This window comes from Pseudomonas sihuiensis (genome assembly GCF_900106015.1).
Lineage (GTDB): Bacteria > Pseudomonadota > Gammaproteobacteria > Pseudomonadales > Pseudomonadaceae > Aquipseudomonas > Aquipseudomonas sihuiensis.
Map to the genome: position 1 here is coordinate 1,214,074 of NZ_LT629797.1, position 21,510 is coordinate 1,235,583.

Here is a 21,510-nt window from a genome sequence, read left to right on the forward strand (position 1 = left end):
CTAGCCGCGGCTGATTAACATGCGCCCACTGTCTGGAGGTGTCATGAATCTGTTCGACCTGTTGCTGAATCTGTTACTGGGGCTGGGCCTGGGGACGCTGGGTGGTTTGTTCGGCATCGGCGGCGGCCTGATCGCCATTCCGGTGCTGGGCATCGTTTTCGGCCTGGATCAGCAGCTTGCTCAGGGAACTGCGCTGGTGATGGTGGTGCCGAACGTGATGCTGGCGATCTGGCGTTATCATCAACGCAATCGTATCAACCTGCGACATGCCCTGCTGCTCGGTGTCACCAGTTTCTTCTGCGCCTGGTTGGCCTCGCTGTATGCAGTGGAGGTGGATTCGCGCACCATGCGCTGGGCCTTCGTCGGTTTTCTGCTGGCCCTGGCGGCCTACAACCTGCTGCGCATGCTGATGGCTCAGACGCCGACCAGTGGTGAGTTGCGTCATCACTGGGGCTGGTTCGGCGTGCTGGGCGGGGTGTCCGGTGCGATGGGCGGGCTGTTTGGTGTGGGCGGCGCGGTGGTGGCGACGCCGGTACTGACCAGTGTGTTCGGCACCACGCAGGTGGTGGCGCAGGGGCTCTCGCTGTCGCTGGCATTGCCCAGTACCGGCGTCACACTGTTTACCTACGCACTGCACGATCACGTCAACTGGTGGATGGGTGTGCCGCTGGCGGTTGGCGGCCTGCTTAGCATCAGTTGGGGGGTGCGCCTGGCGCATTCGTTGCCGGAGCGTCTGCTGCGCAGCCTGTTCTGTGGCTTCCTGCTGCTCTGTGCGCTGCTGCTCGCGCTGGAGTCGGGTGGCCGCCTATAGGCGAAAACCTTCGACGATATGCTCGGCCAGGCATTCGGTGACGGGTGACTGGCTGCTCTCATTGCGCAGCAGCACGATGCTGGTCAGCGGCAGCAGCGGCAGGCCTTCGGCTTCGCCGAGGATGCGCAAGTCTGGGGTGATCAGGCTTTGCAGCTGCGCAGTGACCGCGAGGCCCGCGCGCACCACGGCGAAGATCGCCGACAGGCTGGGGCTGGTGTAGGCGATGCGGTAGGGACGGCTCATCGCATCCAGCGCGTTGCAGGCCCATTCGCGGCAGAAACAGTCGGCGTTGAACATGGCCAGTGGCATGGGGTTCTGTTCATGCGGGCAGAAGCCCTGGGCCACGGCCCAGGCGAAGCGCTCCTGGCGCAGCAGCTGGCCGATCTCCTTGCCGGGCTGGCGGGTGACGATGGTCAGGTCGAGATCCTGGCGCAGCAACAGCTGGCCGGAGGGCTCGCAATGCACCTCCACCTGCACCAGCGGATAGGCCTGGGCGAAGCGCGAGAGAATCTCCGGCAGAAAGCGCATCACGTAGTCGTCCGGCGTACCGATACGCACGGCACCGACCATATGCGGCTCGCGCAGGGTGTTGAGTACCTCGCCATGCAGCTTGAGGATGCGCCGCGCATAACCCAGCAGCACCTGGCCCTCGGGCGTCAGCCGCACCTGACGGCCGTCGCGCTCGAACAACGGGCGTTGCACCACGTCTTCCTCCAGCCGCTTTATCTGCATGCTCACGGCTGACTGGGTGCGATTGACCGTTTCTGCGGCGCGGGTGAAACCGCCGGTGTCGGCGATGGCAACGAAGTTGCGCAGCAATTCGGCATCAATACTGGGGTGGAAGGCCATTCATCAATCCTCGAGATGGATGCCATAAGAAACATTCGCTGGATTGATCTAAAGCTGGGCCCGACACTGACGCCAACCCCACAGGGAGGGCGAAAAGATGAAAGGTCAGAAAGGTTATGCGTTGGCTCAGGCCATCCACTTCGAACGGTTGCCGTCACTGGTCGGCGTATGGCGTATGCTGCGGCGCTGGCGTCAACTGGCTCACAAGCGGGCACAGCTGGCGCAACTGAATGATGCTGCATTGAAGGACCTGGGACTGTCCCGCGCCGATGTGTTGCAGGAGGCCGAACGGCCGTTCTGGGATTACCCGCTGAGAAAGAGAGTGGTACATGACAGGAGTTGTTGAATGACCGCGGTACGCAAGGGCGCCGATTTTTTCCTGTTCCAACTGATGCTGTTGTTATGCGCCATCTGGGGTAGCCAGCAGGTGGCAATCAAGCTGGCGGCGGGCGATATCGCGCCCATGCTGCAGGTAGCGTTGCGCTCGGGTGTTGCCGCGGTGCTGGTCGGCCTGCTGTTGCTGTGGCAGCGCGGCTGGCGCGAGTGGCTCAGTACGACCTGGCTGGCCGGGATCCTGGCCGGTGTCTTGTTCGCGCTGGAGTTCTTCTTTATCGCGCTGGGCCTGCGCTACACCACGGCCTCGCACATGGCGGTGTTTCTGTACACGGCGCCGATCTTCTCGGCGCTGGGTCTGCACCTGCTGCTGCCCAGCGAGCGTCTGCGTCGCCTGCAGTGGCTGGGCATCGCGCTGTGTTTCGGCGGCGTGGTGATGGCTTTCGGTGTGGGCGGTAACTGGGCCGAGATCGATCGCGACATGCTGCTCGGCGATGCGCTGGGGCTGTGCGCCGGTATGGCCTGGGGGGCGACCACGGTCGTCGTGCGTGGCTCGCGCCTGTCCGAAGCACCGGCCGGGTTGACCCTGTTCTATCAGTTGGCAGTGGCCTTCGTGCTGCTGCTGGCCTATGCGCTGACGGTGGTGGACCTTTCCCAGCTGCGTTGGACGCCTGTAGCTATCGCCAGCATCCTGTTGCAGGGCGTGGTGGTGTCGTTCTTCTCCTACCTGGCCTGGTTCTGGCTGCTGCGCCGCTACCTGGCCTCGAACATGGCGGTGTTCTCATTCATGACACCTCTGTTTGGCGTCACCTTCGGCGTGCTGGTGTTGGACGAGCCCCTGACCCTGAACTTCATCATCGGCGCGGCGTTGGTGCTATCGGGTATCACTCTGGTCAGCAGCGAGGCCTGGTTGCGTCGACGTCTGTCCGGCTGGCGTGGCCTGCCTCAGCAACCCTGACGCATGGAGGCTGGAAATTGTCCGCTTATCACTTGGCCCAACTGAACATTGCCTGGATGAAGACGCCGCTGGAGTCAGCGGAGATGGCTGACTTCGTCGCCAATCTGGAGCGTATCAATGCACTGGCGGAAGGCTCGCCCGGCTATGTCTGGCGTTTGCAGGACGAGGCGGGCGATGCCACGGCAATCCGTCCGTTCGGTGACGAGGTGTTGGTGAATATGTCGCTTTGGCAGGACGTGCAGTCGCTCGGCGATTACGTCTACAAATCGGCACATACCGAGATGCTCAAGCGCCGTCGCGAATGGTTCGAGCGTGTCGAGCAGGCGCACCAGGTGCTGTGGTGGGTGCCCGCCGGGCATCGGCCGAGCGTGGTCGAGGCCGCTGAGCGCCTGGCTCATCTGCGCGAGTATGGCGCGACGGTGCAGGCCTTCACCTTTCGCCACGCGTTCGCCGCGCCGGCCTGAACTCGTCGGCAGCCAAACTGCCTGATAGGCTGGTCGCCATGACGCTCTCACTTTCTCTCGCCGAAGCCCGCCGCCTGGCTCTGGCTGCTCAGGGGTTCGGGCGTACCCCACGCGGCGCCATCGCCCACAAGCAGCTGCAGGCGCAGATCGAGCGCCTTGGCGTGGTGCAGATCGACTCGGTCAATGCCCTGGTGCGCTCGCACTACCTGCCGGCTTTTTCCCGTCTTGGTCATTACCAGGCCGAGCACCTCGATGAACTGGCCTGGGGCCGGGCGCGGCGCAGGCGGCTGTTCGAATACTGGGGGCACGAAGCCTCGCTGTTGCCGCTCGAGCTCTTTCCGCTGCTGCGCTGGCGCATGCGCCGAGCGGCGGATGGGCAGGGCATCTACAGCCAGCTGGCGAAGTTCGGTGTAGAACGGCGCGACGCAATAGACAACGTACTGCAGTCCGTGCGCGAGCTCGGTGCACTGGGCGCCGGCAGCCTTTCCTCACGTACCGAGAAGGCCGGCCCCTGGTGGGACTGGAGCGCGGAAAAAATGGCGCTGGAATGGCTGTTCGCTGCAGGTCTGGTCACTGTGGCTGGGCGCCGCGGCTTCGAAAGGCTGTACGACCTGCCGGAGCGGGTCATTCCCGCGGATGTGCTGAATCACCCGGACCTCGATGAGGACGAGGCGCAGCGCCGCCTGTTGCTGCGTTCTGCCGATGCCCTTGGCGTGGCGACCGAGCGCGATTTGCGCGACTACTACCGGCTGGACGTCAGTGACAGCAAGCGCCGTATCGCTGAACTGGTGGAGGCGGGCGAGCTGTTGCCCGTCACGGTGCAGGGCTGGCGGCAGGCGGCCTATTGCCGGGGCGAGCCGCGCATTCCCCGGCGTATTCGCCATAGTGCGTTGCTGTCGCCGTTCGATTCACTGATCTGGGAACGCGAGCGCACCGAGCGGCTGTTCGGCTTCCGCTATCGGCTGGAGATCTACACTCCGCAGGCCAAGCGCGTGTATGGCTATTACGTGCTGCCGTTTCTGCACCATGAACGCCTGCTGGCGCGGGTGGATCTGCGCAGCGAGCGCGCAGCCGGGCGCCTGGCGGTGCATGCCGTGCATCTGGAGGAAGCAGTGTTGAGCGAGGAGGCGCGCCTGGCGCTGGGCGATTCACTGCGCGCGCTGGCGCACTGGCTGGGCCTGGATGAGGTGTGGTTGGCGCCGAGCGTGAGCCTGCGCGGGCTGCTCGGTTAACCGCCGTTCTCCAGCAGCAACTTCAGTTCCTCGACGCGCTGGATGTTCATCTGCATCGGGCAATAGTGATACATCGGCGAGCCGACATGCTTGCCCTGCAGCTCGCACTGGCCATTGCGGTAGACCAGCCAGGCCTTCTGCGTCGTTTCCAGTTGCTCGGCATCTTCCGGGGCACTCTCCTGCAGCTTGAGGAACAGCTGCTGGTAGATGCGGTTCATCTCCTTCTTCACCGTTTCCGATACGCCTTCGGCGCAGCCGGCGACACTGGCGTTGTTGATCATTGCGCTGGCGTCCAGGCAGGCCTGGTACTGCTGGTCATAATCGGCCTGAACCGCGGGTGAAAGGATGAGCAAGAGTGCTAGGCAGTTGCGCGGTATCGACATGGCGATCTCCAAATGAAACAGGGGCTGCAATGCAGCCCCTACACATCGCCTTTACTTGGCAGCCAGGCGGGTACGCATGTTGGCGGCGCGGTCGCTGGAACCCGGGTGCGAGGAGAACATGCTGCTTTCGCCGCCGCCCAGCTTGGCCAGCTTCTCGAACGCGGTGACCAGGCCTTCACGGGGGATGTTGCGCTGGGTCAGCAGGTCGAAGGAGAAGTTGTCTGCGGCGTTTTCCTGGCTTTGCGAAAACTGCGCGTTGACCAGTTGCTCACCCAGGGCGCCGAGCTGCGAGGCGGACAGGGCGGCGACGGAGGCATTGCCTGAAGCGGCGGCAGCATTGCGCGCGGCGGTGGTGGCGTAGGCGGTTTGCATGGCCTTCTTGCTGTGGCCGAGGGCGACGTGGCCGATCTCGTGGCCGAGCACGCCTTCCACTTCGTTGTCGGTCATCAGGTCCATCAGGCCGCTGTAGACGCGCACGCAACCGTTGGCCATGGCCCAGGCGTTGACGTCGTCGGCCTGATACACCTTGTAGGTGATCGGCGTGCCGTTGATCTGATGGCCGAGGTTGTTGGCGATCTTGTCCAGACGTTTGCTGTACGGGCTGTTCGGGCCGGCGATATTGGCTTCGGCATCCATTTCGGCGCAGGCCTGGTCGGACATGCTGCGTACTTCGGCGTCGCTGAGGGTCGCGGCCTGCACGGCCATCAGGCCCGATTGCAGCATGGCGTCGGGGGACATGTTCTGGCAGCCGATCAGCAGAGCGGCGCTGGACAGGGCGAAAGCGGAGAGGGTGGTGCGCAGTTGCATGGTTCATCGTCCTTGTTGGGGGTGTTGGCCGCGAGTCCTTTCCGGCTGGGTGTAGCTTGGGCACCTGTCCGGTGCTCGCGATGGGACAGCATTATGCCGGACACCGCACAGAAGATGTGCGAGCCGGTTCGCGCCCTGGCCAGTGGCCAGGGCGCGGAGGTTCAGCGGCGTACCTGCTTCAGCGTTTCGGCGATCATGAACGCCAGTTCCAGAGACTGGTCGGCATTCATGCGGGGGTCGCAGTGGGTGTGGTAGCGGTCGGACAGACCGTCTTCGGTGATCGGGCGTGAGCCGCCGATGCACTCGGTGACGTTCTGCCCGGTCATCTCGATATGGATGCCACCGGCGTAGGTCCCCTCGGCCTGGTGCACGGCGAAGAACTGCCGGACTTCACTGAGAATCTGCGCGAAATCGCGGGTCTTGTAGCCGCTGCTGGCCTTGATGGTGTTGCCGTGCATGGGGTCGGAACTCCACAGCACCTGGCGGCCTTCCTCCTTGACCTTGCGCAGCAGACGCGGGAAGTGCGCCTCGACCTTGTCCGCGCCCATGCGCACGATCAGGTTAAGGCGACCGGGATCGTTGTCCGGGTTGAGGGTGTCGATCAGGCGGATCAGCTCGTCCGGGTCCATGCTCGGACCGACCTTGACGCCGATGGGGTTCTCGATGCCGCGCATGAATTCGACGTGCGCACCGTCCAGTTGGCGGGTGCGGTCGCCGATCCACAGCATGTGCGCGGAGCAGTCATACCAGCGGCCGGTGAGGCTGTCGCGACGGACGAAGGCTTCTTCGTAGTTCAGCAACAGCGCTTCGTGGGCGGTGAAGAAGCTGACTTCGCGCAGCTGCGGTGCGCTGTCCATGCCGACGGCGCGCATGAAGGCCAGGGTTTCGTCGATGCGATTGGCCAACTGGTGGTACTTCTCGGATAGCGCCGAGTTGGCGATGAAATCGAGGTTCCACTGATGCACCTGATGCACGTCGGCGAAGCCGCCCTGAGCGAAGGCGCGCAGCAGGTTGAGGCTGGCGGTGGCCTGGTGATAGGCCTGCAGCAGGCGCTCCGGGTCCGGTACGCGACTGGCGACGTCGAAACCGATGCCGTTGACGATGTCGCCGCGGTAAGCGGGCAGGGTGACGCCATCGATGGTTTCGCTGCCGGACGAGCGCGGCTTGGCGAACTGGCCGGCCATGCGCCCGACCTTGACCACCGGGCAGCCGGCGGCGAAGGTCATGACGATGGCCATCTGCAGCAGCACCTTGAAGGTGTCGCGGATCTTCGCGGCGGAAAACTCGGCGAAACTCTCGGCGCAGTCGCCGCCCTGCAGCAGGAAGGCGCGGCCCTGGGTGACCTCGGCGAACTGGCGACGCAGCTCGCGCGCCTCACCGGCGAACACCAGCGGCGGGTAGCCGGCCAGGGTTTGTTCGACGCGAGTCAGGTGCGCGGCATCAGGGTATTCAGGCTGCTGCTGGATGGGCTTGGCCCTCCAGCTTTCGGGGCTCCAGGCGTTCGACATGCTGCGTCTCTAGCGGTTGATCAGGCGGAGACGCATGGTAACCGATAAGCCCCGCAGCTCGTACGTGTATTGGCTCATGACGCCGGGGCGGGCTCGAATGCGCGTGCAGGCCGCATGCGCGGCGATACATCGCGCGCCGGCAGGAAGCGCCCGTAGCGCTGTGCCTTGCCCAGATCATTCGGGTATTCCAGGCCGCGGCGATAGGCGATGCGACCGTTGATCATCGTCAGCGCGACCGCTGCATCGTTGCGTTTGACCACCCGCATCAGGCCCAGCACCTCCATCGGCGCTTCGTGCAGTTCATCCAGGGTGTCATCGAGGCCGGCGGGGTCGATCAGCACCAGGTCGGCACGATCGCCGACGCGCAGGTAGCCGGCATCGACGCCGATGAAGTCGGCCAGCTCGCCACTGCAGCGGCGCACCGCCTTGCCCAGCTCCATGAACGGCTCGCCGGCCAGTTCGGCGTCCCGCACGTACTTGAGAAAACGCAGCGGGAAGTTGTACTGGGCGATGGAGCGCAGATGCGCGCCGGAGTCGGCAAAGCCAGGGTGCGTCCAGGGGCTGGCCAGCAGCTTGCGCATGATCGCCTCGCGCTGGTTGCCGTAGCAGGTCGTCCACTTCAGCGCCTCGCGGTACTGGCAGGCCAGTTCGAAGTAAGCGTCTACTGCATCCAGGCCACGCGCCTGGCCCAGTTGCTTGAAGTTCTTGCCGACCAGGCTGGGGTCCGGGCATTCGGTCACCCAGCAATCGGAGAAGTCGCGGTGCCACAGGCCCTTGGTCAGCACGGCTTTGACCTGTTTCTTGAACAGGGCGCGGAACGCCGGCTCCCTGACCTTGGCGTAGAGTTCATCCGGGTCCTTGATGTTGCGCAGGATCTCGCCAGCACCAAATTCCTCGAAGGCATTCACGTTGAGTCCTTCCAGGCGCAGGGTGAAGGGCGCCGGCAAGGTCTGCCAGCGGAAGTGGCCGCGCAGCACCCTGTTAGCCAGCCAGCCGGAAAGACGAGTGAAGCGATGCAGCAGCGGCTGTGACTTGAGATCCAGCGCCGTCAGCATGGTGCATTTCAGCGGTTTCCTGAACCAGCCATGGGCCTGCCAGAGGAAGGCGAACACGTTGACCTTGGTCACTGCGTTCGGCGCGCCCTGCAGCACCGCGCCGCGCCGCCGCAGTACGGCGAACAGGCGGGAGAACTCCTTCCAACTAGCGAAGGTCGACGGCAACGGGCTGGACCAGGCGCGGTCGCCGTCCATCTTGTCCAATCGTGTGGTCATTACCGACAGGCCAATACACCCGGCGTTCAGCGCCTCTTCGAGCAACTGTTCCATGCGCGCCAGTTCGGCTTCGCTGGGCTTCACCCGACTGGTGGCGCGCTCCAGGCCCATCACCGCCACGCGCAGCTCCGAATGGCCGAGGAAGGAATTGACGTTCGGGCCCAGCGGCAACTGGTCGTAGAAGGCGCGATAGCCGGCGGCGTCGCGCCAGGTTTTCTTTTCCTGGAGGATCGGTAGCACGTACTCGCGCGGCACCGCTTCGACGCGGGTGAACAGGTCGGAGCAGTCTTCGGCGTCGGCCAGCACCATGCTGATGGAACAGGAGCCGATGGTCACGCTGGTGACGCCGTGGCGCACCGACTCCTTCAGTGCTGGTGCGGCGATCACCTCGGCATCGTAATGCGAGTGGATCTCCAGGAAGCCGGGGGTAAGCCACTGGCCTTTGGCGTCGATCACCTCGGGGCAACCGGCCCCCTCCAGTGGGCTGAGGCTGAGTACCTCGACCTTGCCGTCACGGATGCCGATATGGCGGATCGCCCCCGGCACGCCGGTGCCGTCGAAGTAAAGGCCGTTGTTGATGATGATGTCGTAGCTCATGGCAGTCTCCAGGGCGCCAGCAGCAGGATGCCGGTGACCAACAGCAGGATGTAGATGGCGAGGCGGAAATGACGCTCGTCGAAGCGCCGGTGCAGGCGTTCGCCCAGCCACACCCCGAGCAGCAGAAGCGGGGCGTAGGTGAGTACCTGAGGCAGCGCCGGCAGCAGGCGGCCGTCGAGCAGAAAGGCGAGGGTGAGCAGGCTGTTGAGGGTGAACCAGACAGTGACCAGGGTGGCGCGCAGTCGCGCCTTGTCCAGCTGGGTACCGGCCAGGCCGTAGACCAGCAGCGGGCCACCCGACGCGAACAGGCCATGGCTGAGGCCTGCGGCCAGGGTAATGCAGCGAGTCAGCCAGGCCGGGCGTTGCGGCAGTGCGCTCGCCCGGCGCAGGCGCCACAGTTCGCGGCCGGCGAACCAGACGATCAGCGCACCGAAGCCGACCTTCAACGCCTGGGTGTCCAGATAAGGCAGCAGCCAATAGCCGAGTAAAGTACCAATAAGCATGCCGGGCAGCAGGGTGCCAAGCAGCAGGCGGCGGTCGATCTGCTGCCAGTGGCGATGCACCAGATAGCCGGTCATGCAGATGTTCAGCGGCACCAGGATCGGTAGCAGTTGATCGATGGGCAGCAGCAATGCGCCGAGCGACAGCGCGATGACCACGCTGCCAAAGCCAGTAACGGCTTCCAGGGCGTAGGCCAGCAAAATGAAGCCGCCGAGGGCATAGGGCGCCAGGGCCATCAACTGATCTCCCCGGCGAAGCGCTGGCTCATCTTGCGGTGGTACAGCGCCGGTGCCAGGCGCCAGAGCAGGCTCGCCAGCCAGCTGCCACGATCCGGGAACAGGCGCTCGCGGCGCTGCTGCAGTGCATCGAGAATCAGGCTTGCCATCCAGTCGGCGCTGCGAATCTTGCCGATGGTCGAGCGGGCATGGCCGGCCGGTTTGCCGTCGCCGCCCAGGGCATTGCGGTCGATGGGCGTATCGAGAAAGCTCGGATAGACCATCAGCAGGCCGATGCCGTCGCGGGCGATCTCGGCGCGCAGCACCTCGAAGGCCTGGCCCAGGGCGCTTTTCGCGGCGCAGTAACCGGCACGGCCGAGCACCGGCATCCAGCCGGCCATGGAGCCGATGGCGACCACCTGGCCGCGGCTTTCACGCAGCAGCGGCAGGGCGGCCAGGGTCAGTTCCAGCGGCGCGTGATAGTCCACCGCCATGACCTTGCGAAACACCGCTGGATCGGTGCGCAGCGTGGGCGAGCGGTGGGTGATGCCGGCGTTGTTGATCAGCACGTCCAGCCGGCCGAAGCGCTGCCGGCAGCCATCGAGCAGACGTTCATGCAGCTCGGGTTCGGTGATGTCGCCAGCAAGGGCCATTACGCGCTCGCTGCCCAATTCATCGGCGCGAGCCGAGAGGCCGCTGGCGTCTATATCGGTGAGCAGCAGGGCATCGCCACGTGCGTGACAAGCGCGCGCCAGTTGCCAGCCGAGGCCGCTGGCGGCGCCGGTAATCAGGACCACGCGCATCACCGCTCTCCTGCGCTGGGCAAGGGCGTCAGCAACGCGTCGGCTGCAGGCGGCCTGCGTGACCACAGCCAGGCCAGGCTGAGGCCGGATACCAGATGCCAGCAGCCCCAGAAGGCCGCGATCAGCAACATGCCGCTGGCCTGCGGGAAGAAGGTGAAGATGATCACCAGGCCCAGCGCTGAATTCTGGATGCCCACTTCCAGCGTCAGGGCGCGGCGGTCGGCCACCGGCAGCCCGCTCAGGCGTGCGCTGAGGTAGCCAATGCTCAGTGCCAGGGCGTTGTGAGCCACTACCAGCCAGAAGAACAGATGGAAATGTCGGGTGAACTGCTCGAGGTTGCGGCTGAACGCCAGCGCCACGAAACCGAGCATTACCAGCAAGGCGAACAGACGCAGGGGCTTTTCCACTTTCAGTGTCAGTTGCGGGAAGCGCCGGCCGATCCACATGCCAGCCAGCAGAGGCAGGCCGAGCACCAGCAGCACGAGCAGCAGCAAACTCAGCGGGTCCAGTTCGATCTGCGTCAGCAAGGGTCGCGTATGTGGATTGAGCCAGGCGTACAGGGCGAAGTTGAGCGGTGTCAGCACGCTTGCGACGACGCTGGAAACGGCGGTCATGCTCACCGACAGCGCGACGTTGCCGCGAGCCATCCAGGTCATGATGTTGGAGAAGCTGCCGCCTGGGCAGGCAGCGATCAGGGTCATGCCCAGCGCCAGTTGCGGCTCGATGGCCAGGGCCCAGCAAGCCAGGCAGGTCAGCGCCGGCAGCAACACGAACTGCGCCAGCATGCCAATCACCGGGGCTTTGGGCGCGCGGGCGATGCGGCGGAAGTCTTCGGCGCGCAGGTCCAGGGAAACGCCGAACATCATCAACGCAACGATCAGGTTGATCAGCACCAGGCTGCTGGGGTCAAAGGCGATATTCACCTGTTCCATGCTCATGCCCCCTGCGCAGCGAGTGCGCCATCGTTGGCCAGCTCACGGCGCAGGGCGGCGCTGTGTTCGGCTATGCGTCTACGATAGCTGTCCTTGTGCACGTAATAGGCCATGCGCTCCAGTTGCAGGTAGCGATAGCCGCCATCCAGGCGCTGGCTGGCTTGAGCACGAATAGTCTGGCGCAGGGCCTGAGCAGCGGGGCTGCCAGCCCGCGACTGGCGGATATACAGCGCGACCAGCTCCGCCTGCTCGTCACGACCCTGCCAGCCCAGGCCGGAGGCCTCGACCATACCGAGCATGAACAGGTCGTCGTGCTCGGGGTGGAATACGTTGAGATACAGCTGCGGTGCACCGGCACCTTGCGGCCAGTTCAACTCGTCGCGAGCGATGAAGGGGTAGTCGATCTTGTAGCCGGTGGCCATGAGGATCAGGTCGTACTCGGCCTGTTCGCCATTGGCAAAGGTCACGCTTTGCCCCCTCACTGCCGTGATATCGCCGCGAGGGTGGATGTCGCCGTGGCCGATATGGTGCAGCACCAGCGAGTTCATCACCGGATGCGACTCGTACAGGCGGTAGTCCGGGTCGGGCAGACCATACTGCGAGGGTTTGCCGACCAGGGCGCGCACCAGCAGACCGTCGACCAGCTGTTTGAGACGGCGCGGTAGCTTGATCGCACCGCCGAAGGTATCGGTGGGTTTGCCGAGGATGAACTTGGGCAGGAAGTGATAGCCACGGCGTACCGAGAGGTCGACCGAGGCGGCGCGATGCACGGCATCGACGGCGATATCGCAGGCCGAGTTGCCGCAGCCGACCACCAGCACCCGTTTGCCGGCGAAGATATCCGCGCTCTTGTAGGCATTCGAATGCAACAACTCGCCGGAAAAGTCGCCAGGCAGGCGCGGCAGGTTGGGCGTATGCAGGGTGCCGTTGGCGATCAGCACACCGTCGAAACGCCATTCGCGTTGCTCGCCGTTGCGCTCGCTGATCAGTTTCCAGCCATCTTGCTCGCGTTGCACCTGCAGCACGCGGGTATCGAACTGGTAATGCTCATAGAGGCGAAACTGCCTGGCGTAGTCGCGAAAGTAGCGGCGCATCTCGCTGTGGTGCGGGTAGGGCGCCACCTCGGCACGCATGGGGAACTCGCGGAACTCGGTGGTGCCCTTGGAGGAAATCAGATGCGCCGAGTGATACATGCTGCTGTGCGGGTTATCGATATCCCACAGGCCGCCAACGTCACTGTGCAGCTCGAAACCGATGAAATCGATACCGTGCTTCTTCAATTGCCGAGCCGTGCACAGGCCCATGGGGCCGGCACCTATGATGGCGTACATGGCGAACCTCGTTATTGTTATGAGTAGCAGCGCAAGTGTTGGAATTATTGCGTGACCGGGGGCGGCTGCTTCAATGACAATCGGCGCCTTTAGCCCGGTTGTTGTGGTACGGGATGTCACTGTGGGAGAGGTATCGATGCCAGGGTTGCCGCCGGACGACGAGTTGCAGCAGCAGGACGAAGTTCTGCTGGCCGAGGTGCACGACGCCTTCGGGGTGATCCGTGTGGTGCAGATCGGCGCCTACCGCTTTCTCGAGTTTGGTGATGCCATCGAGCAGAGTTGCGTGTTCCAGGGCGATCCCAGCTGGCTGGAATACGACTACACCCGCGCCATGTTGCTGGGCGCGCTGTGCCACGATGCGCCGGAAACCGCACTGTTCCTTGGTCTGGGCGCCGGCAACCTGACCCAGGCCTGTCTGAAGTTCCTGCCATTGGAGGACGTCGAGGCCATCGAGCTGCGCCCGGACGTACCGCGCCTGGCCATGGAGTTTCTCGGTCTGGACGATGACCCACGACTGACCATTCGCATCGGCGACGCCACCGAACTGCTCGACAGCGCGGAAACCGCTGACCTGATCTTTCTCGATCTGTACACCGACCAGGGGCCGGGTGTCGGGCATCTGGCCTGGCGCTTTCTCGAGCGCTGCCGCGAGAAGCTCAATCCAGGTGGTTGGCTGATCATCAACCAATGGGCAGGCAACGACGGCAAGCCGCTTGGCGCGGCACTGCTGCGTGGCCTCTATCACCGACACTATTGGGAGTGCCCGGTGAAGGAGGGCAACGTGGTACTGCTGATCCCGGCTGACCTCGAGCAACGCTTGAACATGGGACGCCTGCAGATGCGTGCGGGCGAGCTGGCGCCGCGTCTGGGTTATTCGCTACAGCCGCTGATCGAAGCGCTGCGCCCGGCCACTTGATGCGCCGTTGAGCGGTTGGATGCATGCCAATCGATAAAAACCAGCACCCGAGACAGGATTTTCCGGTATAGTTCGCGCCGGCCAATTTTCTGGCCACGTTCAGGTAGTGCAACTCGCCCGGGAAATTAACACCCGGCAGCCAGTCCCCAGCGGACTATCCTTGACGATTCACTTTCATCACGTTTTCGCAAATCCCCGCCGACCAGGCTGCCAGGGTGACCCAAAAGGTCTTACACGGCATGCGCAGCTTTGGAACATGGGTCTTTGCGGATGCACTTGAGGCAGACCCATGACCCAGGAAATCGGCGGCTTCGCCGCGCTCGGACTTCACCCCAATATTCTCGCCGCTCTGACCGCCGTTGGTTACGAAGAGCCGTCTCCCATCCAGTCGCAGGCCATTCCGGTGATCCTCGCCGGCCAGGACATGATCGGCCAGGCCCAAACCGGCACTGGCAAGACCGCAGCCTTCGCGTTGCCGATCCTGTCAAAAATCGACCCGGCCAAGCGTGAACCACAGGCGCTGATTCTGGCGCCGACCCGCGAGCTGGCCCTGCAGGTCGCCACCGCGTTTGAAACCTATTCCAAGCAGATGCCTGGCCTCAATGTGGTCGCCGTCTACGGCGGCGCGCCCATGGGCCCGCAGCTCAAGGCCATCCGCCAGGGCGCCCAGGTTATCGTTGCCACACCGGGCCGTCTGGTCGACCACCTGCGTCGCGACGAGAAAGTGCTGTCGACCATCCAGTACCTGGTGCTCGACGAAGCGGACGAAATGCTCAAGCTGGGCTTCATGGATGATCTCGAAGTGATCTTCGAAGCCATGCCGGAAAGCCGCCAGAGCGTGCTGTTCTCCGCCACGTTGCCGCACTCGATTCGTGCCATTGCCGAAAAGCACCTGCGTGAGCCGCAACACATCAAGATCGCTGCCAAGACCCAGACCGTCTCGCGCATCGAGCAGGCGCATCTGATGATCCACGCCGACCAGAAGACCAACGCCGTGCTGCGTCTTCTGGAAGTCGAGGATTTCGACGCGCTGATCGCCTTCGTGCGTACCAAACAAGCCACCCTGGACCTGGCCAGCGCTCTGGAAGCCAAAGGCTACAAGGCCGCTGCGCTGAACGGCGACATCGCCCAGAACCAGCGTGAGCGCGTCATCGAATCGCTCAAGGATGGCCGTCTGGACATCGTCGTGGCGACCGACGTGGCTGCCCGTGGCATCGACGTGCCGCGCATCACCCACGTATTCAACGTCGACATGCCGTACGACCCGGAGTCCTACGTGCACCGTATCGGTCGTACCGGCCGTGCCGGTCGTGATGGCCGTGCGCTGCTGCTGGTGACGCCGCGTGAGCGTCGCATGCTGCAGGTGATCGAGCGTGTCACCGGGCAGAAGGTCGGTGAAGTCAAACTGCCGAACGCCCAGCAAGTGCTCGATGCTCGCATCAAGAAACTGACCAACAGCCTGGCGCCGCTGGTGGCCGATGCCGAAGCCAGCCACGGCGATCTGCTTGACCGTCTGACCGCCGATATCGGCTGCAGCCCACGTGCTCTGGCCGCTGCGCTGCTGAAAAAGGCTACCAACGGCCAGGCCCTGGATCTGGCCACTGTCGAGCGCGAGCAGCCACTGGTGCCGGGCGCTGGCGGCGCTCCGCGTGAGCGTCGTGAACGTGACGGCGAGCGTTCTGAGCGTGGCGGTGATCGTGGTGAATTCCGCGAGCGCCGCGCGCCGGTGCCGCTGACGGAAGGTCGCGTGCGTTGCCGCACTGCACTGGGTACTCGTGACGGTATCGCCGCGAAGAACCTGCTCGGTGCCATCCTCAATGAGGGTGGTCTGGCTCGCGAAGCGATCGGTCGTATCCAGATCCGCGAAACCTTCAGCCTGGTCGAGCTGCCGGAAGACGGTCTGGACCGCCTGCTGGGTAAGCTGAAAGATACCCGCGTGGCCGGCAAGGCTCTGAAGCTGCGTCGCTACCGCGAGGATTGATCCCGCGGGCCTGATGGCTCATGGCAGGATCAACGAAACGCCGCAACCCTTATCGGGTTGCGGCGTTTTTGTTTGTTAAGGGCAGATGAACAGGCCGTTGAAAACGTAGGCGAGGCAGTCAGTGCAAGGCAAAAACAGGCGAAAAAGCGCAGTTTACGAGTTGTAAATGAGCATTTTGAGCCTGTTTTTAACGCAGCAATGGCAACGCAGGTAGTTTTTCAGCAGCCTGTCAGCCGGTTTCGCTGAGATTGGCCTTGGGCGCCAGGCGATCGAACACCTCCGGCGTCAACGCCGCTTCACCCGCTTCGTCGAGCACTTCGCGTGGTCGCTCACTGCCGGGGATGCTGCTGTCGAGCATGCTCAGCAGCTGCGCGCCGCGCGCGGTGAGAATGAAATTTTCGCCGTTGCCACCTTCGTCTTCCGGGCGTGGTTCGATAAAGCCGTTTTGCAGCAGTCGCGCTTCGTAGCGTGCAGCCTCGGCGCGCAGATGATCGAGATTGTCCACGGGGTCGCCGGCATTCTCATGTTCTTCGGCCAGGTCTTCGGCGTAGCGACGCGGGGCGAAGGGTTTGCCGGCGGAGTTTTGTGCCTCGTGCAGCAGGCGTTCGATCAGGTCCCAGTCGTGCTTCATGGCGGTCTCTCCCTATGCGATGGGCTTATAGAGTCCGACTTCAGCAACGCACTACGGTTCGACCTGAATTCTGCGAGCGGAGTACACAAAGCAAAACGCCCCGAACCAGTCGGGGCGTTTGAGGCGTTTCAGCTGCCGTGATCAGGCGCGGCGACGGAACAGCGGTTGCGGCTGATCGGCCGAAGCCTGGTAAACCTCGCTGTAGTCCTCGAAGGCTTTCAGCGCATCGTACGGATCCTTGTCCGCGCGCACGGCGAAGGCATCGAAACCGACACGCTTGAGGGCAAACAGCTGGTCGCGCAGCACGTCGCCAATGGCGCGAACTTCGCCCTTGTAGCCGTAGCGGGTACGCAGCAGGTAGGCGGTAGAGGAGTGGCGGCCATCGGTGAAGGCAGGGAACTCCAGGGCGATGACCTGAAAATGCGCCAGGTCATCGACGATTTCCTCGATCTCGTCGCCGGCTTCCAGCCATACGCCAAGACCGCCGTCGCGGGCCTTGAGGGCGTGCGCATGCTCGCGCCACAGGGCCAGTGGGACGATGATGTCGTCGCAGTTGGGGATGACGTCCAGGGTCACGTCCTTGGCCAGCAGGTGCCAGGTCTCGTCGACCACCTGACCGTTCTTAATGATTCGCTGCATAGACGCGCTCCTTGAACGGATCGATACCGACGCGGCGGTAGGTATCGAGGAAGCTTTCTTCTTCGGTGCGTTGCTCGACGTAGACCTTGATGATCTTGTCGATCACATCGGCCATGTCCGCTTCGGCGAAGGATGGGCCAAGGATCTGCGCCAGGCTGGCGTCACGGCCGGCGCTGCCGCCGAGCGAGACCTGATAGAACTCCTGGCCTTTCTTGTCGACGCCGAGAATGCCGATATGGCCGACGTGGTGGTGACCGCAGGCGTTCATGCAGCCGGAGATGTTCAGGTCGATATTGCCGATGTCGAACAGGTAGTCGAGATCGTCGAAACGACGCTGAATGGCTTCGGCGATCGGGATCGACTTGGCGTTGGCCAGCGAGCAGAAGTCGCCGCCCGGGCAGCAGATGATGTCGGTCAGCAGGCCTACGTTCGGCGTGGCGAAACCTTGTTCGCGCAGTTCACCCCACAGAGCCAGCAACTGACGCTGCTCGACGTCGGCGAGGATGATGTTCTGGTTGTGGCTGTTGCGCACTTCGCTGAAGGAGTAACGGTCGGCCAGGTCGGCGATGGCATCGAGCTGTTTGTCGGTGACGTCGCCTGGCGCCACGCCGGTAGGCTTGAGCGACAGGGTCACGGCAACGTAGCCAGGCTTCTTGTGGGCGAAGGTGTTGCGCTCGCGCCAGCGGGCGAAGCCTGGATGTTCGGCGTTCTGCTGGGCGAGCAGGGCATCTTCGTCCTGCAGGGTCAGATAGGCCGGATCAACGAAGTGTGCGGCAACGCGGGCGACTTCGGCTTCGGTGAGGGTGGTCGGGCCGTCCTTGAGGTGCGCCCACTCGGCGTTCACGCGCTCGGCGAACACCTCGGGGGTCAGCGCCTTGACCAGAATCTTGATACGCGCCTTGTACTTGTTATCGCGACGGCCATAGCGGTTGTACACGCGCAGGATGGCGTCGAGATAACTGATCAGGTGCTGCCAGGGCAGGAATTCGTTGATGAAGCTGCCGACGATCGGGGTACGACCCAGGCCGCCGCCGACGGAAACGCGGAAGCCCAGCTCGCCGGCCTCGTTCTTCACTGCTTCCAGGCCGATGTCATGCACTTCGATGGCGGCGCGGTCGCTCACGGCGCCGTTGACGGCGATCTTGAACTTGCGCGGCAAGTGGCTGAATTCGGGATGGAAGGTCGACCACTGACGGATGATCTCGCACCAGGGACGCGGATCGACGATCTCGTCCTTGGCCACGCCGGCGAACTGGTCGGTGGTGGTGTTGCGGATGCAGTTACCGCTGGTCTGGATGGCGTGCATCTGCACGGTGGCCAGCTCGGCGAGAATCTCCGGCACGTCTTCCAGGTCCGGCCAGTTGAACTGTACGTTCTGGCGGGTGCTGATATGGGCATAGCCCTTGTCGTAGTCGCGGGCGATCTTGGCCAGCATGCGCACCTGGGTGGACGACAGCAGGCCATAAGGCACGGCCACGCGCAGCATGGGTGCGTAGCGCTGGATATACAGACCGTTCTGCAGGCGCAGCGGACGGAATTCCTCGCCGCTCAGCTCTCCGGCGAGGTAGCGGCGGGTTTGATCGCGGAACTGCTTGACGCGATCCTCGACGATCTTTTGATCGTACTGGTCATATACGTACATGAAGGGTCCTGTTTTCAGGCTACTTACTGCCAATCAGCGCGCACGGCCGCGCACTCCCCGAGGAGCCGGGGCACGATACCAGCTCAGGTTTATGCGTAAAAGTGATGTTTGAATATATAAACCTTGGTTTAAGGAATAAGACTGCCCTAGAGCATAACCATATGGTTTGAGCGATGGCCAAGGCTGGTCTTAAATGCAGTGTGCATCACCCAAAAGCACAAGAAGAGGGGGAACCATGACCGAGCACACTGAAGTGGACAATTCCGACAGCGTCATCGATGCCTGGGCGATCTTTTGCCTGATCCTGATCGCGGTAGGTACGGCGGTCTTCTGGGTCAGCGGACAGTGAGGGCGAAGGCCGATACGCATTAGCGGTCGGCCTTTTGTCATTTGCGCCCTATACTGCGCCCCGGTTAATTGGGGAGCGGTGCCGTGATCCGGTGGGTGTTGGGCCTGTGGCTATTACTGTGCTGCGCATTGGCGTCAGCACAAACCCGTGCGCCGTCTGTGATCTTCCTCAATCCCGGCTATTCCGACGAGCCGTTCTGGGCCGATTACACCCGCTATATGCAGGACGCCGCAGGCGACCTCGGCATCGACCTGAAGGTACTTTACGGTGAGCGTGATCCAGCGCGCATGCTGAGCAATGCCCGCCAGGTTCTCGACGGTGAACACCCGGATTACCTGATCTTCACCAACGAGCAGTTCCAGGGACCTGTGCTGCTGCGCCTGTTCGAAGCTAGCCAGGTTGGTCTTTTCGCCCTGCACAGCACGCTCACCGACGAGCAGCAGGCGCTGATCGGTGGCAGCCGCGAGCGTCACCGCAACTGGCTGGGTAGCCTGGTGCCCAATGATGAAGAGGCAGGTTACCTCATGGGGCGCGAACTGATCGCGCTTGCCAAGGGGCAACCGGCCGAGCTGCTGGCATTTTCCGGGGTCAAGCAAACGCCATCATCGATCCTGCGCCTGGCCGGTTTGCAACGTGCGCTGAACGAGGCGCCGCATGTGCGTCTGGTGCAGGCGGTGCATGGCGAGTGGCAGGAGCAGCGCGCCTATGAGCAGGCGATGAGCCTGCTGCCGCGCTATCCAGGGGTGAGCCTGGTGTGGTCCGCGAACGATGCAATGGCATTCGGCGTGATGCGTGCGGCTGATGAGCAGGGCAGAGACCTGCGCTATGCAGCCCTGAACAATTCGGCTCGGGTGCTGCAGGCACATATCGATGGACGAATCGATGTTCTGGCGAGCGGCCACTTCATTCTGGGGGCTTGTGCCCTGGTGATGCTCAGTGACCATGCCCGTGACATGGATTTCATCGAGCGCGGCGGCCAGGACCAGGTGGCATCCCTGCTGCACCTGCTCGACAGGGCGCAATCGCAGAAACTGCTGGCACGCCTTGGCCAGGCGGACATCGACATGGACTTTGGCCAGTTCAGCGCGTTGACTCAGCCCCAACAGCAGCGCTACGACTGCTCGATAGCATCCCTGCTGGACTGATCAGCCAGTCGCCAGGTGCAGGATCAGCTTAACCGTCACCAGCAATACGATCACGAACAGGGTGGTGAACAGCACCCCGAGCAGAATGAAATGGCTGGGCTTGCCGCGACTGAAGTCGCGGCTACGGTTCTTCCCGCTCTGCACGCCAAGGGCGGCGGCCAGCACGCTCTGCAGCATTTCGCGCAGGGTCAGCGGGGCCTGCTGGGGGTCTTTGTCCTGATCGCTCATGGTCAGCCTCTCCGTCGGTCCTGCAAGCATAGTCCGCAACCGCCACGCCAGCACGAGGGACTAGGCTGGCCGCGGCGAATCAGGCAATCTGCGCGAGCGCTGACCACCGACCTTGACCATGTCTGACGATCTCTTTCCTGACGATGCCGCGCAAACCGAGCGCACCCGCGAAACCATCCTGCGCTACCACCTGAGCTGGAAGCACCGCGACCTCGATGCTGTAATGGCGCTGTATCACCCGGAGATCGAGTACAACGACTTCTACCAGCAGCGCTGCATGCGCCTGGCTGAGCTGCGCGAGTACGTCGAGAACAACCTGCCGCGCCGCCCGGGCGAACTGCTGGAGCACGTCGACCGCATCCGCATCGACGGGCATACCGCCTTCATCCAGTACTGCACCAGCTTGCAGGGCGGGGAAGGGCTTGTGTCGTTCCGCACCGGTGAAGCCATCACCGTGCGCGACGGGCTGATCTGGCGGATCAACGAATACGCCACCCTGGTGCATGAGGCGCGTGGCACTGGCGAAGCGGCCAGTTCGCGCCCGGCGATCAGCCGCCTGGGGCTGTCGACCCGCCAGCTCGGTCAGCTGGCGCAGGACCTGCAGGACTACTTTCAGCGCAGCCAGCCCTTTCTCGACCCCGAGCTGGATCTGCAGCAGGTGGCGGCAGCGACGGGTTACAGCCGCAACCAGATCTCCCATCTGCTCAATCAGGTGCTGGGCGAGAGCTTCTACCGCTACGTCAACCGCGCCCGCCTGCAGTACTTGCTCGATGGCTTGCAGGCGGGCAGCGACCTCAAGCGTATCGACGAGCTGGCCTTTGCCGCCGGCTTCAACTCGTTGTCGGCCTTCTACAGCTGCTTCAAGCGCCACACCGGGCTTTCGCCCACGGCCTACCTCAAGCAGATTTCCTCGCGGGCACGCACGCAAGACAGCGACTGATCGCCCCAACTAGCCTTGTGTCATCGATTGATGACGGAGGCGTG

General features: G+C 63.5%; 22 protein-coding genes. 9 read left to right on the forward strand and 13 right to left on the reverse strand.

Going from position 1 to position 21,510, the window contains the following annotated elements; genetic code table 11:
• The first annotated feature begins 43 nt into the window (after positions 1-43).
• Positions 44-811 carry a sulfite exporter TauE/SafE family protein gene (locus tag BLT86_RS05765; RefSeq protein ID WP_075747588.1) on the forward strand — a complete coding sequence of 256 codons (768 nt, stop codon included), beginning with the start codon at positions 44-46 and terminating at the stop codon, positions 809-811.
• Here the strand turns inward: BLT86_RS05765 and BLT86_RS05770 are convergent.
• Complete coding sequence (locus tag BLT86_RS05770; RefSeq protein ID WP_092375238.1) at positions 806-1,660, reverse strand: LysR family transcriptional regulator; 855 nt, start codon at positions 1,658-1,660, stop codon at positions 806-808. The two genes, BLT86_RS05765 and BLT86_RS05770, sit on opposite strands and share 6 nt — an antisense overlap.
• Positions 1,661-1,757: 97 nt before the next feature.
• Between BLT86_RS05770 and BLT86_RS05775 the strand changes: the two genes are divergently transcribed.
• Genes BLT86_RS05775 through BLT86_RS05790 form a run of 4 tightly spaced genes read left to right on the forward strand, consistent with a single transcriptional unit; the run spans position 1,758 to position 4,647 of the window.
• A complete protein-coding gene (locus BLT86_RS05775; RefSeq protein ID WP_084341809.1) occupies positions 1,758-2,006 on the forward strand; it encodes a DUF1127 domain-containing protein in 249 nt (82 codons plus the stop codon).
• Positions 2,007-2,951, forward strand: coding sequence for a DMT family transporter (locus tag BLT86_RS05780; protein ID WP_092375241.1), 945 nt, complete (start codon positions 2,007-2,009; stop codon positions 2,949-2,951).
• 17 nt (positions 2,952-2,968) lie between these two features.
• The gene (locus BLT86_RS05785) at positions 2,969-3,415 is read left to right on the forward strand and encodes a DUF3291 domain-containing protein (protein WP_092375243.1); all 447 of its coding nucleotides are present in this window, start codon (positions 2,969-2,971) and stop codon (positions 3,413-3,415) included.
• 38 nt (positions 3,416-3,453) lie between these two features.
• Positions 3,454-4,647 (forward strand): winged helix-turn-helix domain-containing protein, encoded by a 1,194-nt coding sequence (locus BLT86_RS05790; RefSeq protein WP_092375246.1) that lies wholly within the window; start codon positions 3,454-3,456, stop codon positions 4,645-4,647.
• Here the strand turns inward: BLT86_RS05790 and BLT86_RS05795 are convergent.
• From BLT86_RS05795 to BLT86_RS05830, 8 genes are all read right to left on the reverse strand, one after another.
• Positions 4,644-5,030 carry a lysozyme inhibitor LprI family protein gene (locus BLT86_RS05795; RefSeq protein ID WP_092375249.1) on the reverse strand — a complete coding sequence of 129 codons (387 nt, stop codon included), beginning with the start codon at positions 5,028-5,030 and terminating at the stop codon, positions 4,644-4,646. The two genes, BLT86_RS05790 and BLT86_RS05795, sit on opposite strands and share 4 nt — an antisense overlap.
• A 51-nt stretch (positions 5,031-5,081) precedes the next feature.
• Entirely contained in the window at positions 5,082-5,837 is a 756-nt protein-coding gene (loiP, locus tag BLT86_RS05800) for a metalloprotease LoiP (RefSeq protein ID WP_092375253.1), read from the reverse strand.
• A 161-nt stretch (positions 5,838-5,998) separates the two neighbouring features.
• Entirely contained in the window at positions 5,999-7,345 is a 1,347-nt protein-coding gene (locus BLT86_RS05805) for a class II 3-deoxy-7-phosphoheptulonate synthase (RefSeq protein WP_059392099.1), read from the reverse strand.
• 74 nt (positions 7,346-7,419) lie between these two features.
• Entirely contained in the window at positions 7,420-9,213 is a 1,794-nt protein-coding gene (locus BLT86_RS05810; protein WP_092375256.1) for an N-acyl-D-amino-acid deacylase family protein, read from the reverse strand.
• The gene (locus tag BLT86_RS05815) at positions 9,210-9,950 is read right to left on the reverse strand and encodes a sulfite exporter TauE/SafE family protein (protein WP_092375259.1); all 741 of its coding nucleotides are present in this window, start codon (positions 9,948-9,950) and stop codon (positions 9,210-9,212) included. The genes BLT86_RS05810 and BLT86_RS05815 overlap by 4 nt, the downstream gene beginning before the upstream one ends.
• The gene (locus tag BLT86_RS05820; RefSeq protein WP_092375262.1) at positions 9,950-10,732 is read right to left on the reverse strand and encodes an SDR family NAD(P)-dependent oxidoreductase; all 783 of its coding nucleotides are present in this window, start codon (positions 10,730-10,732) and stop codon (positions 9,950-9,952) included. The genes BLT86_RS05815 and BLT86_RS05820 overlap by 1 nt, the downstream gene beginning before the upstream one ends.
• Complete coding sequence (locus BLT86_RS05825) at positions 10,732-11,670, reverse strand: bile acid:sodium symporter family protein (protein WP_017676945.1); 939 nt, start codon at positions 11,668-11,670, stop codon at positions 10,732-10,734. The genes BLT86_RS05820 and BLT86_RS05825 overlap by 1 nt, the downstream gene beginning before the upstream one ends.
• On the reverse strand, positions 11,667-12,995 hold the full coding sequence (locus BLT86_RS05830; protein ID WP_017676944.1) for a flavin-containing monooxygenase: 1,329 nt from the start codon (positions 12,993-12,995) through the stop codon (positions 11,667-11,669). Before BLT86_RS05830 ends, BLT86_RS05825 begins: the two co-directional genes overlap by 4 nt.
• 136 nt (positions 12,996-13,131) lie before the next feature.
• Between BLT86_RS05830 and BLT86_RS05835 the strand changes: the two genes are divergently transcribed.
• Positions 13,132-13,911 (forward strand): spermidine synthase, encoded by a 780-nt coding sequence (locus BLT86_RS05835; RefSeq protein ID WP_017676943.1) that lies wholly within the window; start codon positions 13,132-13,134, stop codon positions 13,909-13,911.
• A 289-nt stretch (positions 13,912-14,200) separates the two neighbouring features.
• Positions 14,201-15,892: a DEAD/DEAH box helicase gene (locus tag BLT86_RS05840; RefSeq protein WP_017676942.1), complete on the forward strand. Its 1,692-nt coding sequence runs from the start codon at positions 14,201-14,203 to the stop codon at positions 15,890-15,892.
• A gap of 229 nt (positions 15,893-16,121) precedes the next feature.
• Here the strand turns inward: BLT86_RS05840 and BLT86_RS05845 are convergent, their stop codons facing one another.
• The 3 genes from BLT86_RS05845 to BLT86_RS05855 form a co-directional block, all read right to left on the reverse strand.
• Positions 16,122-16,523: a hypothetical protein gene (locus tag BLT86_RS05845; protein WP_017676941.1), complete on the reverse strand. Its 402-nt coding sequence runs from the start codon at positions 16,521-16,523 to the stop codon at positions 16,122-16,124.
• A 141-nt stretch (positions 16,524-16,664) separates the two neighbouring features.
• Positions 16,665-17,162: a DUF934 domain-containing protein gene (locus tag BLT86_RS05850; RefSeq protein ID WP_017676940.1), complete on the reverse strand. Its 498-nt coding sequence runs from the start codon at positions 17,160-17,162 to the stop codon at positions 16,665-16,667.
• Complete coding sequence (locus BLT86_RS05855; protein WP_092375266.1) at positions 17,146-18,804, reverse strand: nitrite/sulfite reductase; 1,659 nt, start codon at positions 18,802-18,804, stop codon at positions 17,146-17,148. The genes BLT86_RS05850 and BLT86_RS05855 overlap by 17 nt, the downstream gene beginning before the upstream one ends.
• Before the next feature lie 465 nt (positions 18,805-19,269).
• Here BLT86_RS05855 and BLT86_RS05860 point away from each other — a divergent pair, with 465 nt between their 5' ends.
• Positions 19,270-20,298, forward strand: coding sequence for an ABC transporter substrate-binding protein (locus BLT86_RS05860; RefSeq protein WP_026088566.1), 1,029 nt, complete (start codon positions 19,270-19,272; stop codon positions 20,296-20,298).
• Here BLT86_RS05860 and BLT86_RS05865 read toward each other — a convergent pair whose 3' ends face one another.
• Entirely contained in the window at positions 20,299-20,526 is a 228-nt protein-coding gene (locus tag BLT86_RS05865; RefSeq protein WP_017676936.1) for a DUF2970 domain-containing protein, read from the reverse strand.
• A gap of 118 nt (positions 20,527-20,644) precedes the next feature.
• Between BLT86_RS05865 and BLT86_RS05870 the strand changes: the two genes are divergently transcribed.
• Entirely contained in the window at positions 20,645-21,466 is an 822-nt protein-coding gene (locus BLT86_RS05870) for a helix-turn-helix domain-containing protein (RefSeq protein WP_017676935.1), read from the forward strand.
• Positions 21,467-21,510: the final 44 nt, after the last annotated feature.